This is a genomic window from Streptomyces sp. NPDC029041 (assembly GCF_040637515.1).
In the GTDB taxonomy this organism is placed as follows: Bacteria; Actinomycetota; Actinomycetes; order Streptomycetales; family Streptomycetaceae; genus Streptomyces.
This window is the reverse complement of the sequence record NZ_JBEZWO010000011.1, coordinates 116,896-133,174: the sequence shown is the minus strand read 5'-3', so window position 1 is coordinate 133,174 and position 16,279 is coordinate 116,896. Positions and strand designations below refer to the sequence as shown.

General features: G+C 68.7%; 7 protein-coding genes. 5 read left to right on the top strand and 2 right to left on the bottom strand.

Going from position 1 to position 16,279, the window contains the following annotated elements:
• Window positions 1–11 precede the first annotated feature (11 nt).
• The 3 genes from AB0F04_RS27625 to AB0F04_RS27615 all read left to right on the top strand — a co-directional run bounded on the left by AB0F04_RS27625 (window position 12) and on the right by AB0F04_RS27615 (window position 10,908).
• On the top strand, window positions 12–5,228 hold the full coding sequence (locus tag AB0F04_RS27625) for a family 43 glycosylhydrolase (protein ID WP_362045848.1): 5,217 nt from the start codon (window positions 12–14) through the stop codon (window positions 5,226–5,228).
• A gap of 275 nt (window positions 5,229–5,503) precedes the next feature.
• A complete protein-coding gene (locus AB0F04_RS27620; RefSeq protein WP_362045845.1) occupies window positions 5,504–7,936 on the top strand; it encodes a SpoIIE family protein phosphatase in 2,433 nt (810 codons plus the stop codon).
• A gap of 299 nt (window positions 7,937–8,235) precedes the next feature.
• Entirely contained in the window at window positions 8,236–10,908 is a 2,673-nt protein-coding gene (locus tag AB0F04_RS27615) for an RICIN domain-containing protein (RefSeq protein ID WP_362045842.1), read from the top strand.
• Between the two features lie 86 nt (window positions 10,909–10,994).
• Here the strand turns inward: AB0F04_RS27615 and AB0F04_RS27610 are convergent, their stop codons facing one another.
• A complete protein-coding gene (locus AB0F04_RS27610; RefSeq protein WP_362045840.1) occupies window positions 10,995–12,470 on the bottom strand; it encodes a non-reducing end alpha-L-arabinofuranosidase family hydrolase in 1,476 nt (491 codons plus the stop codon).
• Between the two features lie 477 nt (window positions 12,471–12,947).
• Here AB0F04_RS27610 and AB0F04_RS27605 point away from each other — a divergent pair, with 477 nt between their 5' ends.
• Both AB0F04_RS27605 and AB0F04_RS27600 read left to right on the top strand, forming a co-directional pair.
• The gene (locus AB0F04_RS27605; RefSeq protein ID WP_362045837.1) at window positions 12,948–14,378 is read left to right on the top strand and encodes an endo-1,4-beta-xylanase; all 1,431 of its coding nucleotides are present in this window, start codon (window positions 12,948–12,950) and stop codon (window positions 14,376–14,378) included.
• 33 nt (window positions 14,379–14,411) lie between these two features.
• Entirely contained in the window at window positions 14,412–15,740 is a 1,329-nt protein-coding gene (locus AB0F04_RS27600; RefSeq protein WP_362045834.1) for an RICIN domain-containing protein, read from the top strand.
• A gap of 73 nt (window positions 15,741–15,813) precedes the next feature.
• Here AB0F04_RS27600 and AB0F04_RS27595 read toward each other — a convergent pair whose 3' ends face one another.
• A complete protein-coding gene (locus AB0F04_RS27595) occupies window positions 15,814–16,275 on the bottom strand; it encodes a hypothetical protein (RefSeq protein WP_362045831.1) in 462 nt (153 codons plus the stop codon).
• Window positions 16,276–16,279 lie beyond the last annotated feature (4 nt).

Here is a 16,279-nt window from a genome sequence, read left to right as displayed (position 1 = left end):
CCCCACACGACATGACGCACGTCGCACGACTTCGCAGCCGCGCGAGACGCCTGGCGGGCCCCCTCGCCGGGCTGACCGCCGCGTCGATGCTGCTCGCCCTCGCCGGCCCCGCCGTCTCCGTGCAGGCGGCCCCGGGGGCACCGGCGCCCGAAGCGGCGGACCCCACCGAGGGACTGGCCCTGTGGTACAAGCTCGACACCGGTACCGGCGCCACCGTGACCGACGCCTCCGGCAACGGCCGCGACGGCACGCTCAGCGGAACCGCCGACTGGTCGGCCTCCGGTCAGGGCCTCGCCTTCAACGGATCGGACACCTACATCAAGGTGCCGGACGACGTCATGAAGGGCATGAACGCGATCACCGTCTCCCTGGACGTGCTGATCGACTCAGCCCAGAGCACCCCCTACTTCCTCTACGGCTTCGGCAACACCAGCGCGGGCAGCGGCAACGGCTACCTGTTCACCACGGGCAACTCCTTCCGCACCTCCGTCGCGACGGGCAACTGGTCGACCGAGCAGACCACCAAGCCCTCCGACTCCCACAACCTCACCCGCGGCGTGTGGAAGCACATCACCTACACCCAGACCGGATCCAACGGCGTGCTCTACGAGGACGGCGTCGAGGTGGGCCGCAACACGTCGGTGACCACCACGCCCGGGGCCATCGGAGCAGGCATCACCAAGGCCAACTACATCGGCAAGTCCGTCTACGACGCCGACAAGCTCTTCAAGGGCCGGATGCGTGACTTCCGTGTCTACGACCGGGCATTGGCCGGCGCCGAGGTCGAGCAGCTCTCCCTCCCCGTCGCCACGCAGGGCGTCGCCGCCGACAAGGAGGCCCTGAGCCTCGGCGACATCAGCGGCGTCACGACCGACCTGGACCTGCCCAGGACGGGCCCGGCCGGCGGCTCCGCCATCAGCTGGACCAGCGACAACCCGTCGGTGGTGTCCGCCACCGGCAAGGTGACCCGCCCCGGGGCGGGCTCACCGGAGGGCCGGGCCACGCTCACGGCGACCCTGAAGAAGGGCACCGTGACCGCCACCAAGACCTTCGACGTCACGGTCCGCCCCGCACTCGACGACGACGCTGCCACCCGCCAGGCCGCCGAGGACCTCACGGTCCACAACCTCGACGACGCCCGCGGCAACCTCACCCTGCCCGAGAGCGGCACGTACGCCACGACCGTCACCTGGTCCTCCGCCAAGCCGGAGGTCGTCTCCGCCGACGGCGAGGTCCACCGACCCGCGCACGGCGACGGCGCCACCACCGTCGACCTGACCGCCACCGTCACCAAGGGCGAGGCCCGGGCGACGCGCGTGATGACGGCCAAGGTGCCCGAACTGCCCGCCGCGGCCCCGCTCAAGGGCTATATGTTCAGTTACTTCACCGGCGAGGGCACCTCCGACGGCGAGCAGCTCTACGCCGCTCTCAGCAAGGGCGACGACCCGCTGCACTGGCGCGAACTGAACGACGGCAAACCGGTCCTCACCTCCACCCTCGGCGAGAAGGGCCTGCGCGACCCGTTCATCATCCGCTCCCCGGAGGGCGACAAGTTCTACCAGATCGCCACCGACCTGAGGATCTACGGCAACGGAGACTGGGACGCCTCCCAGCGCACCGGCAGCAAGTCCATCATGGTCTGGGAGTCCACCGACCTGGTGCACTGGACGAACCAGCGCCTGGTCAGGGTCTCGCCCGACAGCGCGGGCAACACCTGGGCGCCGGAGGCGTTCTACGACGCCGAGCGCGGCGAGTACGTCGTCTTCTGGGCGTCGAAGCTGTACGACAACGCCGACCACTCCGGCGACACGTTCAACCGCATGATGTACGCCACCACCCGCGACTTCCACACCTTCAGCGAGCCCAAGGTCTGGATCGACCGGGGCTACTCGGTCATCGACTCCACGATGGTCCGGCACGACGGCACGTACTACCGCCTGTCCAAGGACGAGCGGAACAACACCTCCTCGACCCCCAACAGCAAGTTCATCTTCCAGGAGAAGAGCGACTCGATCCTGGACCCGTCCTGGACCCCGGTCGCCGAGGGCATCGGCAAGGGCGCGATGAACGCCGCCGAGGGGCCGCTGGTGTTCAAGTCCAACAGCGAGGACAAGTGGTACGCCTTCCTCGACGAGTTCGGCGGCCGCGGCTACATCCCGTTCGAGACGACCGACCTCGACTCCGGCACCTGGACCCCCTCCGCCGGCTACGACCTGCCCGCAAAGCCCCGGCACGGCACCGTGCTGCCGGTGACACAGGCCGAGTACGACCGGCTGCTGCGCGCCTACCAGCCCGACCAGATCGTGAAGAGCGTCGAGAACGTCTCGGTGAAGACCGCGATCGGCCGGGCGCCGGTGCTGCCGGCCACCGTGATCGCCGAGTACGCCGACGGCGTCAAGCGGCCCGTCTCCGTCGACTGGGAGGACGTCCCGGCGTCGAAGTACGCCCAGGCCGGCACCTTCACCGTCACCGGCAGCCTGCCGGGCGGCGCCGCGATCCCGGTTCGGGCCGAGGTGACCGTGTCCGGCGAGGGAACGGACGTCCCGGCCGACCTGCTGCTGCACTACGCCTTCGACGAGACCGGTGGCACCATCGCCCGTGACTCCAGCGGGCACGGCCACCACGGCACGTACGTCCGCACACCCGACTTCGGCACCGGTGTCGAGGGCGGCTCGTTCAAGATGTCCGGCGGCTCCGACTCGCCGTACGTGAAGATCCCCAACGGCGTGCTGAAGGACGCCGGCAGCGTGACGGTGTCGACCTACGCCAAGTGGAAGGGCGGCAGCAGCTTCCAGTGGCTGTTCGGGCTCGGGCCCGACAGCGACAGGTACCTGTTCGCCACCCCGTCCAACGGCGGATCCAGCCTCTACTCGGCCATCACCAAGGCGAGTTGGTCGGCGGAGTCGAAGCTGACGGCCGGCTCACAGCTCACCCCCGGCCAGTGGCGGCACGTCACGGTCACGCTGGACGGCGCCACCGGCACGATGATCCTCTACGCCGACGGCATCGAGGCGGCCCGCACGACGACCACCATCAAGCCGTCCGAGCTGTACGACGCGGCCAAGGACCACAGCGGCTACATCGGCCGGTCCCTGTACGCGGCCGACCCGTACTTCGGCGGCGAGGTCGACGACTTCCGGATCTACGACCGGGCCCTCACGGGCACCGAAGTCATGCGACTCAGCGGCAACACCGCGGGCATCGCCAGGGCGACGCACCCGGCGCTCAAGGTCGACGCACTCATCGACAACGCGGCCGGCACGATCACCCTGCCGATGAAGGCGGGCACCGACCTCACCGCGCTCGCACCGGAGTTCACCCTCGCCGAGGGCGCGGCGATCAGCCCCGCCTCCGGCAGCGTGCGCGACTTCACCAAGCCGGTGACGTACGAGGTCACCGGGTCGGACGGCAAGAAGCGCACCTGGAAGGTCTCGGCGCTGATCATGAAAACCCCGGTCCTGCCGGGTCTGAACGCCGACCCGAACATCGTCCGCTTCGGCGACACCTTCTACCTCTACCCGACGACCGACGGCTTCGAGGGCTGGAGCGGCACGCAGTTCAAGGCCTACTCCTCCACGGACCTGGTCCACTGGAAGGACCACGGCGTCATCCTCGACCTGGGTCCCGACGTCAGCTGGGCGGACAGCCGGGCGTGGGCGCCGGCGATGACCGAGAAGGACGGGAAGTACTACTTCTACTTCTGCGCCGACGCGAACATCGGCGTCGCCGTGTCCGACTCGCCCACCGGACCGTTCAAGGACGCCCTGGGCAAGCCGCTGCTCAAGGCCGGCGACTTCCGCGGCCAGATGATCGACCCGGCGGTCTTCACCGACGACGACGGCAAGCAGTACCTCTACTGGGGCAACGGCCGCGCCTATGTCGTCCCGCTCGGCGACGACATGACCTCGCTCGACACCTCGAAGGTCGAGGACATCACCCCGAGCGGCTACAACGAGGGCACCTTCGTCGCCAAGCGCAACGGCACCTACTACTTCATGTGGTCGGAGAACGACACAAGGGACGAGAACTACCGCGTCGCCTACGCGACCGGCCCCTCGCCCACCGGCCCGTGGACCAAGCAGGGCGTCATCCTGGAGAAGGACCTGTCGCTGGGCATCAAGGGCCCGGGTCACCACTCCGTCGTCCACGTCCCCCACACCGACGACTGGTACATCGCCTACCACCGCTTCGCCATCCCCGGCGGAGACGGCACCCACCGCGAAACGACCATCGACAAGCTGGAGTTCGGCCCCGACGGCCTGATCGAGAAGGTCGTCCCGACCCTCGGCGGCATCGACCCGGTCACCGTCGTCCACGCCGGGCCGGACGCGACCGGCACGGAGGGCGAGGCGATCACGCTCGCCGGGACCGTCTCCGGAGCGGGCACGCCGAAGTGGACCGTCCAGGACGGCGCCCCGTGCGCGGTCGAGGACCCCGCCGCGGCCCGCACGACCCTCACCTGCGCCGACGACGGCACCTTCCGGGTCACCCTGACCGGCGGGCGCGGCAGCGACACCGCGACCGTCAAGGTCTCCAACGCCGCCCCGTCGATCACCTCCGCCAAGGGCCCCGGCTCGCCCCTCCCGGTGGGCAAGGCCGCCGTCGTCACCGCGTCCTTCGACGACCCGGGCACGGGCGACCGCCACACCTGCACGGTCGACTGGAAGGACGGCAGCCGGCCGACGACCGGCACGGTCACCGACTCCGGCTGCCGCGCCTCACACGTCTACGACGACGCGGGCATCCACCGCCCGGTCGTCACGGTCACCGACGACGACAAGGGGACGGACAGCACCACGCTCGCGGAACTGATCGTCTACGACCGGGCAGCGGGGCCCGCCGTCGGCGCCGGCATGATCACCTCACCGGCCGGCGCCTACCCCGCCCAGCCGCGGCTGACCGGTAAGGCCGTGTTCACCCTGGGCGTCCGGTACCGCAAGGGAGCCGCCGTCCCCACCGGCAAGGCCACGTTCGACCTCGGCTCCGCCCGGCTCGCCTTCCGCTCGACCGGCTCCGACTGGCTGGTGGTGAACGGCTCCCGGGCCGTCTACCAGGGCACCGGCACGGTGGGCGGCACGAGCGGCTACGCCTTCCGGGTCACCGCCACCGACGGCCCGGACACCTTCCGCATCAGGATCTGGAAGAAGTCCACCGGCGAGGTTCTCTACGACAACGGGAGCGGCGCCGGGACGAAGGGAGTCGTCACCGTGGGCAAGCACCGGCGCTAGACCGGCCGGCGGCAAGGGCGCCTGACAGGGATCCGACCTGGTCAGGCGCCTTTGCGCTGCGCGCCGACGCCGCTGCCGGCACAGCGGGTCGGCCCCCGCCGTCCGCTGAGTCCCGCCGGCCCCCGACGGCCCGGCACCGGTCCGCGCCCGGGGCGCCGGCGACAGCCGGCGCCGCCGGTTGAGCGAGGCGGGCCGCGGCGGGATGCTGAAGGCACCGCCCGTGACGGGTGGCACAGGCCGTGCCGGGCGCGGCAGGAACGACGTCGGGACACCCCATGGACAACCGACCCGACACGAACACGGGAGAAGGGGGCGCGGCGGCGCCCGAGGACGTCGCCGTCGTCATCGACGCCCGCGGTGCCGTGCTGGTGTGGAGCACGGGAGCCAGAAGGATGCTCGGATACGAGCCCGAGGAAGTGGTGGGGCGGCCCGCCACCCACCTGCTGTCCGCGAAACTGCCCCTGGCGATGCGGCGCCACCTGGCCGCCAGCGAACCGTGGACGAGCGACGTGGGACTGCGCAGGCGGGACGGTGACCGCGTCAAGGCGCAGCTGAGGGGCACGCCGCTGGTGGACGCGCGCGGCAGGACCGCCTGGGTCGTCACCCCGGCGGCCGTGACCTACCCCGCCGGGCCGACCGAGGAGGAGCCCACGGAGCTGTGGGACCTCACCCTCGCGCAACTGCCGCTGCCGGTGGCCGTCTACGACCGTGAGGCGCGGTTCGTGACCTGCAACCAGGTGATGAGCCGTGCCATGGGCCTCAGGCCGGACGAGATGAGGGGCAAGACCCTGTGGGAGATCTACCCCACCCCGCCCCTGGACGAGATCGACCGCCTGCAACGAGAGGTGGTGCGCACCGGCGAGATGATCGTCCGCGAGGAACAGCCCTTCCGGGCCTCCGGCGAGATCCGCGATCACGCGTGGTCGGTCTTCCTCTCTCCGCTGAAGAACGGGGCGGGGGAGACGCTGGGCATGTCCGCGCTGGTGATCGACATCACCGAGCAGTACTGGGCCCGGCGCCGCCTGGCGGTGCTCAACGACGCCAGTACGCGGATCGGCAGCACCCTGGACGTGACCCGGACGGCAGAGGAGCTGGCCGAGGTGGCGGTGGACGGGTTCGCCGACTTCGTCACCGTCGACCTGCTGGAGGCGGTCGCCCAGGGCCATGAACCGCAACCGACACCACCCGGCACAGAGGTCGTCTTCCGCCGCACCGCGCAACGGTCGGTGCTGCCGGGCTGCCCGGAATCCGTGGTCCCGGAGGGCGGCATCGACATCTGCCCGCCCAGCGCGGCACCCGCTCGGGCACTGATCACGGGCCGGGGCGCCGTGTACCGGATGGGTGATCCGCTGCTGGGCGACTGGGCGACGGCACACCCGGCCCGAGCCGAGAGCGTGCGCAGGTTCGGCATCCACGCGGTGATGATGGTGCCGCTGCGCGCCCGGGGCGTCACCCTGGGTGTGATGCACCTGGTGCGGCACCGCACCGCGGACGCCTTCACCGAGGACGACCTGCTCCTCGCCGAGGAGATCGCCGCCCGGGCGGCGGTGAGCATCGACAACGCCCGCCGCTACACCCGCGAGCGCCACACCGCGATCACCCTCCAGCGCAGCCTTCTGCCGCCCGGCCCGCCCCGGGCGCAGGCGCTGGACCTCGCCCACCGCTACTTTCCCGCCGGTTCGGGGGACGAGATCGGCGGGGACTGGTTCGACGTCATCGCCCTGTCGGGGGGCCGCGTCGCACTCGTGGTGGGCGACGTCGTGGGCCAGGGGGTGCACGCCTCGGCCGCGATGGGCCGCCTGCGCACCGCGGTCCGTACGCTCGCCGACGCCGACTTCGCGCCCGAAGAGCTGCTCACCCGCCTGGACGACCTGGTCATCCGCCTCGACCGGGAGGAGGGCCCGGACACCCGCGGGCAGGGGGAGGGGGCCTCGGCAGAGGTCGGGGCCACCTGTCTCTACGCCGTCTACGACCCCGTCGCCGGCCGGTGCGACATGGCCCGGGCCGGGCACCCACCGCCCGTCCTGGTGAACCCCGACGGGTCGGCGCAGGTCCTGGACCTGCCCGCCGGGCCGCCGCTCGGCCTGGGCGGCATGCCCTTCGAGACCGCGCGGATCGACGTGGGCGAAGGCACCCTGCTCGCCTTCTACACCGACGGTCTGGTCGAGACCCCCGGCCGTGACATCGACGTCGGACTGGAGCTGTTGAGCGAGGCGCTCCGGCGCCCGGTCGCGGGCCTGGAGGAGACCTGCGAGGAGGTGCTGCGCAAGGTGCGGGCCGAGCCCGCGGCCGACGACATCGTTCTGCTCCTGGCCAGGATTCGTGGTCTCGGCACGGACCGGGTACGCGTCTGGAGCCTGCCCGTGGATCCCGCGGCCGTCGCCGGAGCCCGCCGCATGGCGAGCGAACAACTGGCCGCCTGGGGACTGGACGAGCTCGAGTTCCCCACGGAACTGATCGTCAGCGAGCTGGTCACCAACGCCATCCGCTACGGCAACGCCCCCATCGAGCTGCGCCTCATCCGCTCCGACGTCCTCGTCTGCGAGGTCTCCGACGGCAGCAGCACCGCGCCGCTCCTGCGCCGCGCCCGCGTCTTCGACGAGGGCGGCCGCGGACTGCTGCTCGTCGCCCAGGTCGCCGAGCGCTGGGGCAGCCGCCACACCGCGGAGGGCAAGACGATCTGGGCCGAACAGCCGCTGCCGGACTGACCGTCCCCGGCGGAGGTCGTCGTGCGGGGCTGCGCCCCCTGTCGCTGTCGCGTCCGCGGAACTCGTCCCGAGGGAACGGATAAATGAGTACGACTCATTTTTGCCGTACTTCGCGTTAGGCGGGGGGCGGGTCGCCCGGTTGAGGCGCGGACACATGGCACCGGTGTTGCCTGAGCGAAAAATAGGCATGCTTATCGTCTTGACGTTGACCCCAACTACCGTTGATAAATGCAACTCATGACGCAACGGGGATCCCAGAAGGGACACCACACATGAGCCCCCTACGCATCCGTGCGGGGTTGAGCAAAGCACTCGCGACCGCCCTCGTCGTCTGCGCGACCGTACTGCCGGCCCAGACAGCGCACGCGGCCACGGCGAACTTCTACGTCGATCCCGTCAACGGCAGTGACAGCAACTCGGGAACCAGCACCACATCGGCGTTCAAGACCATCCAGGCGGCCCAGGCGGCGGTACGTGCCGTCAACGCGAACATGTCGGACGACATCGTCGTGAACCTGCGCGGAGGCACCTATTCCCTCACCGGTCCCCTCACCTTCGGCACGAGCGACTCAGGCACGAACGGCCACACGGTCACCTATCAGGCGTACAACGGCGAGACGCCCGTGATCAGCAGCGGCAGGAGGATCAACGGCTGGACCGCCGTCGGCAACGGCGAGTACAAGGCCTCCGTGGGCGGCCTCGACTTCCGTCAGCTGTACGTCAACGGAGTGCGCGCCACCCGCGCGCGCTACCCCGACGTCGGCTCGGACTTCCAACTGCAGGGCAGCGACAAGACCAACAAGCTGCTCAAGGTCCTCAGTTCGCAGATCTCCAACTGGAGCAGCCTCAGTCAGGTCGAGATGGTCCTGGAGCTGCAGTGGGCGGAGAACCACCTGCGGCTGAAGTCGTTCACGTCCAGCAATGGCACGGCCAACGTCTCCATCCAGGACCACGAGGCGGGCATCCTCTTCCAACGGCCCTACCCGATCCTGGCCAACGGCTCCCCGCTGCACTTCGAGAACGCCCACGAATTCCTCAACGAACCGGGCGAGTTCTACGTGGACAAGGCCGCGCAGACGGTCTACTACAAGCCGCGCTCGGGCGAGGACATGTCCACCGCCACCGTGCAGGCACCCACCCTGCCGACGCTCGTGGAGGTCAAGGGCACCAGCCTGGACGCCCCGGTCCATGACGTGCGCTTCTCGGGCATCACCTTCGCGCAGACCACCTGGATGGAAGCGACCAGCAACGGTCTGCTCAACGGCCAGGGCGGCCTCTACAACGTGTCGGCCGACACCTCCAACAACCAGTACGTCGACCGTCCGCCGGCCGGGGTCCACGTAGCCGACGCCGACCGGGTCTCCTTCACCGGGAACACCTTCACGCAGATGGGGGCCACCGCCCTCGACCTGCACCACGGTGTCCACGGCAGCGACGTGACCGGCAACGTCGTCCACGACATCGCGGGCAACGGGATCATGGTGGGCAAGTTCTCCGACCCCACCGTGGAGATGCACACCGTCTACAACCCGCCCACGTCCCCGGCCGGTGAGGACGCCCGCGAGGTCGTCAAGAACGTCACGGTCAACAACAACCTGATCACGCGGATCGGCGAGGACTACCTGGGCACCGCCGGCATCAACGCGGGTTTCGTCAACAGCACCACCATCAACCACAACGACATCAGCGACACCCCGTGGGCCGGTATCTCGCTCGGCTGGGGCTGGCAGTCCGCGGCCAACGCCGCGGGCAACAACAGCATCAGCTACAACCGGATCGGCAATGTCGTGAACCGGATGTGCGACACCGCCGGCATTTACCACCTCTCCAACGACCCGGGCACGGTGATCAACAACAACTACATACACGATGTGGTCCGGTCCCCGGCCGCCTGCGGTTCCGCGGTGGTGGGCATCTACCTGGACGAGGGGTCGAACAACATGACCGTCGCGAACAACGTGTCACGCACCGACGGCTACGGCTTCGTCTTCCAGAACCGCAACGGCAGCAACGTGACGCTGTCCGGCAACTCGATCGCCGACACCTCGGTGACCCAGGCCTCCGGTCTCCAACCCGCCTACCAGACCCTGTCGGCGAAGCTCAACCTCGCCTACAACAAGCCGGCCTCCGCGTCCACCGTCCTGAACTCCGGTGTGGCGGCGTCCAAGGCCAACGACAACGACAGCTCCACCGGCTGGTCACCCACCGGTACCGACACCTCTGCCTGGTGGCAGGTCGACCTGGGGCAGTCCTACCAGCTCGGCCAGTACTCCCTGACGATGCGCCAGGACATCGACCAGCCCGGTACGCGCAGCAACTTCGAGATCCGCGGCTCCAACGACCCGACGTTCGCGACGTACACCGTGCTGGGACGCCAGGACGGCGCGACGCTGCCGATGGCGTCCACGCTGACGGGGAACATCGACGTCCGCCAGAAGTTTCGCTATGTGCGGGTCGCCAAGACCGACGGCGCGTACTTCTTCTTCTTCTCGGACTTCAGCGTGCACCAGGCCGGGGGCGCCCTGGAGGACGCGACCGGTACACCGAACGTCAACCCGACGACGTACTACACGATCAAGAACGTCAACAGCGGGCAGGTCGCCGACGTCTACCAGGCCGCCACCGCCGACGGCGCGGCCGTGATCCAGTGGCCGGGCAACAGCGGCACCAACCAGCAGTGGAACATCGTGAAGGTGAGCGGTCAGCTCTACAGGATCGTCAACAGGAACAGCGGCAAGGTCCTGGGCATCGCCGACTCGAGTCACAGCAAGGGGGCGCACCTCCAGCAGTACACCTACAGCGGCGGCAACAACCAGCTGTGGTACTTCGAGCCGGCCAGCGGCGGATACGTCATCCGCAACTTCGAGTCCAAACAGGTCCTGGAGGTCGGCGGCAACTCGACGGCCAACGGGGCCGCGATCGACCAGTGGATGGCTCTCAACCAGCCGAACCAGGCGTGGTCGATTCAGTGACGAGATGCTCCCGTACATAGGGGACGGCACACGGTGAGGCCGGGAAGCGTCGCTCGCTTCCCGGCCTGACACTGTTTCCCGGGCCGTCAGCGCCGCAGTGTCAGCAGACCCGGACGGTAGGGCCAGAAACCGTACTCACCGCCGGAGTTGGGGCTGCGCCCCTGGTAGAGCAACTGCAGATTGCAGGGATCGACGGTCATGGTCTGATCGGCGCTGGTGCGGATCAGTTCGCCGTGGCTGATGTCGTTGGTCCAGGTGGCGCCACTGTTGGCCTTGCCGGCGAAGGGATTGCTCTCGGTCGCGGCCTGGGGTGTCCATGAGCCGTTCAGGCTGGTGGCCGTGAACGAGCGGAAGTAGCGGCCCTGCGAGCCGATCGCCTCGACGATCATGAGGTAGCGGTTCTGGCCCTGGAGCTTGTAGACCTGCGGGGCTTCGAACAGGTTGTTCTTCGTGTCGCTCATGATCACTGTCGAGTTCGAGCCGAAGCTGCCCGGGAAGTTCCCGATCGGCATGCTGGCCCGGTAGATCTTGCCGTTGTCACCGGCGAAGAACAGGTACATGTTCGTCCCGTCGGCGATGAGCGTCTGGTCGATGGGTCCGGTTCCGGAGTCGGAGATGCTTCCGGAGAACAGCGGCTGCTCGGACGACCAGCCATTCGGGTTGGTGGGGTCGCTCGACGTCCGGTAGACGAAGGCGGTCCTGCCCCACTGGTACGCGAGCACCCAGATGTTCTTCGGCGCGAAGTAGAAGAGCGTGGGCGCGACCGTGGAGCTCGACATCGCGTTCTGGCCGGCCGAGGCCATCTCCGACCAGTTGGTGAACGGGGTGAAGTTCATCGAGCCCCAGGCCCTCCCCGTTCCCGCGGCGCCGTGTGTCGTCGCGTAGACGAGATGTTTGCCGTTGTAGGGGACGACGGTGAAGTCCTTGAGCGAGGCCCACCCCGACTTGGGCTGCGCCAGTGCGCCCGTCGATGTCCAGCGGTATGCCGAGGGAAGAGCGCACTGGCCCGGGGTGTCGGCGCCGACCTTGACGAGCTGCCACTGCTGGTTGGTGCCGCCCCAGTCGTCGTACTGGACGATGTTCGCGTTGTCGGCGGTGGAGGCGCCCTGCACTTCGAGGGCCTTGTTGCTGTGGCGCGAGATGAGCCGCACGTAGCCGTCGGAGCTGTCGGCCAGGCGCCACTGCTGGTTGGTGGCGTTCTGGTCGGCCCACTGGACGATCGAGCCGCCGTTCGCGGTGGACCGGTTGTGGACGTCCAGGACCTTGTCCGAGTGACGGGACTTGATGCGGTAGTAGCCGCCCCCGGAATCGACGAACTGCCACTGCTGCTGGTTCTGGTCGTTCCTCGTCCACTGGGTGATGCGGGCGCCGTCACCGGTCGCCATGTTGTAGACGTCCAGGGCCTTGCCGCTGTTGCGGTTGACCAGCACATACGAGGCGTTGGGGTCCACGGTGGCCGCGTGGGCGGGCTGTGCGCCGAGGAAGGCGGCCACCAGCAGCAAGGGCGCGAGGGCGGCGAGTAAGCGTCTTGGACGGACCGGGGACGTCTGGCGAAACCACATCAGAGGGCACTCCTTCGGGGGTGGGGGTGGACCCGATGAACCGCAGAGCGGACTGCCACGAGGCAGGGAAGCGCGAAACATTTCGCGGAATTCCCGCAAGCTTCGACGCCACAAGCTAGAAATATGAGGCCCTCCGGTCAAGGGCTGTTGCCGATCTGGCCACATATCGCACCCGCCGGAATGGGTGATGCGGTGGCCGCCGAGGTCTCCGGGATGCCGAAATCTTCGGACCGGTAACCGAAACTTCCTCTGTCGTGAGTATTGACGATGCATCGTCAATCCCTCAATCATCCGTGTCTAGGTACCGGCCATGGTTCGAAATGCCGAACCGCCTTGACCTGAGCAATCTGCGTTGCACGGCAGATCCACGCACGGCTGCACGACCGATCAGCGCACCCGAAGCACTCGTCGCGCAGGTGGAGAGATACGCGACGCCGCGTGGCGGTCCCCCCTCATCTCTACTTTGGAGGCAGAGCCATGGGCTCGTACGCCCTTCCCGGACCGGCCGTTCGCCGGAAGATCCGCAGCCTGCTGTTGGCGTTGATCGTCGGTGTCGTCGGTGTGGTCACCGCACTGGCCGCGCCACCGGCCGCACACGCGGCGGAAAGCACCCTCGGCGCCGCGGCGGCGCAGAGCGGCCGCTACTTCGGCACCGCCATCGCCTCAGGCAGGCTGGGCGACTCGGCGTACACGTCGATCGCGAGCCGTGAGTTCAACTCGGTGACGGCCGAGAACGAGATGAAGATAGACGCCACCGAACCGCAGCAGGGCCGGTTCGACTTCGCCGCCGGTGACCGCGTCTACAACTGGGCGGTGCAGAACGGCAAGCAGGTGCGCGGTCACACCCTGGCCTGGCACTCCCAGCAGCCCGGCTGGATGCGGAGCCTCAGCGGCGGCGCCCTGCGCCAGGCGATGATCAACCACATCAACGGCGTGATGGCCCACTACAAGGGCAAGATCGTCCAGTGGGACGTCGTGAACGAGGCCTTCGAGGACGGCAACTCGGGAGCCCGGCGCGACTCCAACCTGCAGCGCACCGGCAACGACTGGATCGAGGTAGCCTTCCGCACCGCGCGCGCCGCCGACCCGGGCGCCAAGCTCTGCTACAACGACTACAACGTCGAGAACTGGACCTGGGCCAAGACCCAGGCCATGTACCGCATGGTCCGGGACTTCAAGCAGCGCGGCGTGCCGATCGACTGCGTCGGCTTCCAGTCGCACTTCAACAACGACAGCCCCTACAACAGCAACTTCCGCACCACCCTGCAGAGCTTCGCGGCCCTCGGCGTCGACGTGGCCATCACCGAGCTCGACATCCAGGGCGCCTCGGCCACGACCTACGCCAACGTGACCAACGACTGTCTCGCCGTCCCGCGCTGCCTCGGCATCACCGTCTGGGGTGTGCGCGACTCGGATTCCTGGCGGCGGGAGCACACTCCGCTGCTGTTCAACGACAACGGCAGCAAGAAGCCCGCCTACACCGCCGTCCTCAACGCACTGAACGGCGGTTCCTCCACGCCCTCTCCGGGTTCGGGACAGATCAAGGGCGTCGGTTCGGGCCGCTGCCTGGACGTGCCCAACGCCAGTACCACCGACGGCACCCAGCTCCAGCTGTGGGACTGCCACAGCGGCACCAATCAGCAGTGGACGCACACCGCCGCCGGCGAGCTCAGGGTCTACGGCAACAAGTGCCTGGACGCCGCCGGCACCGGCAACGGCACCAAGGTCCAGATCTACAGCTGCTGGGGCGGGGACAACCAGAAGTGGCGCCTCAACTCCGACGGAACCATCGTCGGCGTCCAGTCCGGTCTCTGCCTCGACGCCGTATCGAGCGGCACCGCCAACGGCACCCTGATCCAGCTCTACTCCTGCTCGAACGGCGGCAACCAGCGCTGGACCCGCACCTGACAAGTCCGGCCCACCAACGAAAAGGAGGCATCGATGACCTGGTGGTCACGGGTCGCCGCCGTGGTGGCGGCGACCCTCGCGATCGGCATGCTCACCGCGGTGGATGCACCGTCCGCCCAGGCGGCGACGGTGGACACCAATGCCTGGTACGTCCTGGTCAACCGCAACAGCGGTAAGGCGCTGGACGTCTCCGGCACGTCAACCGCCGACGGCGCGCGGGTCAGCCAGTGGACGCGCACCGACGGTGCCAACCAGCAGTGGCAGTTCGTGGACTCCGGAGGTGGCTTCTACCGCCTCAAGGCCCGGCATTCCGGCAAGGTTCTCGACGTGGCAGGCGCCTCGACCGCAGACGGTGCCGCGATCCAGCAGTGGGCCGACCACAACGGGGCCAACCAGCAGTTCCGCCTGGCCGACTCCGACGGGGGCCACGTCCGGCTGGTCAACCGCACCAGCAGCAAGGCGGTGGAGGTGCAGGGCGCCTCCACGGCCGACGGCGGCAACGTCGTCCAGTACACCGACTGGGGCGGCGCCAACCAGCAATGGTCGCTGGTCAAGCTGTCGTCCGGTGGCGGCGGCGGATGCGGCAGCGCCCCGGCGCTGGCGAGCGGTACGCACACCATCCAGAGCGGCGGCAAGAGCCGCAGCTTCATCCTCAGGGTCCCCGCCAACTACGACAACAGCCACCGCTACCGGCTGATCTTCGCCTTCCACTGGCGGGGCGGAACCGCCGGGGACGTCGCCTCCGGCGGCACGAGCGGGAACGCCTGGTCCTACTACGGCCAGCAGGAACAGTCGAACAACACCGCGATCCTCGTCGCCCCCCAGGGTCTCGGCAACGGCTGGGCCAATGCGGGCGGTGAGGACGTCACCTTCGTCGACGACATGATCCGGCGCATCGAGGGCGGTCTCTGTGTCAACCCGGCACAGCGGTTCGCCACGGGATTCAGCTGGGGCGGCGGTATGAGCTACGCACTGGCCTGCAGCCGGGCGAACGTGTTCAGGGCCGTCGCGGTCATCTCCGGCGCCCAGATCAGCGGGTGCTCCGGCGGCACCCAGCCCATCGCCTACTTCGGAATCCACGGCATCGGCGACAATGTCCTCGGCATCGGGCAAGGACGGTCCCTGCGCGACAAGTTCGTCGCCAACAACGGCTGCACCGCCCAGAGCCCGCGCGAGCCCGCCCCGGGCAGCCGGACGCACATCACCACGACCTACTCGGGCTGCCGAGCCGGATACCCGGTTCAGTGGGCCGCGTTCGACGGAGGCCACATACCCGGCCCGGTCGACGGCTCGCCCAACGAAAGCGGCGTCACCACCTGGACCAAGGGAGAGATCTGGAGGTTCTTCGCACAGTTCCAGTGACGGGCTTCTGACGGACCGGCACCCGGGGTGGAGCCAGGATCATCCTGGCTCCACCCCGTCGGCGCAGGGCAGCTCACCAATGATGGCTGGCCCAGTTGTGCCCGCAGAATTCTCTCGGGCAAGGCGCGGCGGGGTGGTGGGGTGTCGTCACGTAGGCCGGACACCCGCAGCTCAAACACGAGGTTCCGTCGTCGGGAACGTCATTGAGGCCCACGGCCTTCAACCTCGCACGGGCCTGCTGCTGGACACCCCGGAGCTGCTCCTCGGCCTTGTCGAGTGCGGCGGCGTTCTCCTCGAACGCTTCGCGCTGAGCTTCCGTAAGGTGCGGCGGGTCCTCGTCGCTGGGCGTGTGCACGACGGCCAGCGCCGTGTGTGCTGGAGTGAACTGGACGTTGTGCTCGGCCGCGGCCTGCTTGGCGGCTTGTCTACTCGGGAACAGCATGACGACGTTGAGATCTTCATCCGGGCAGAACACATCCCACATCGTCCGCGAGCGGGCCACCGTCGGAGCTTGCTGCTCGCTGGATTTCGTCATCACG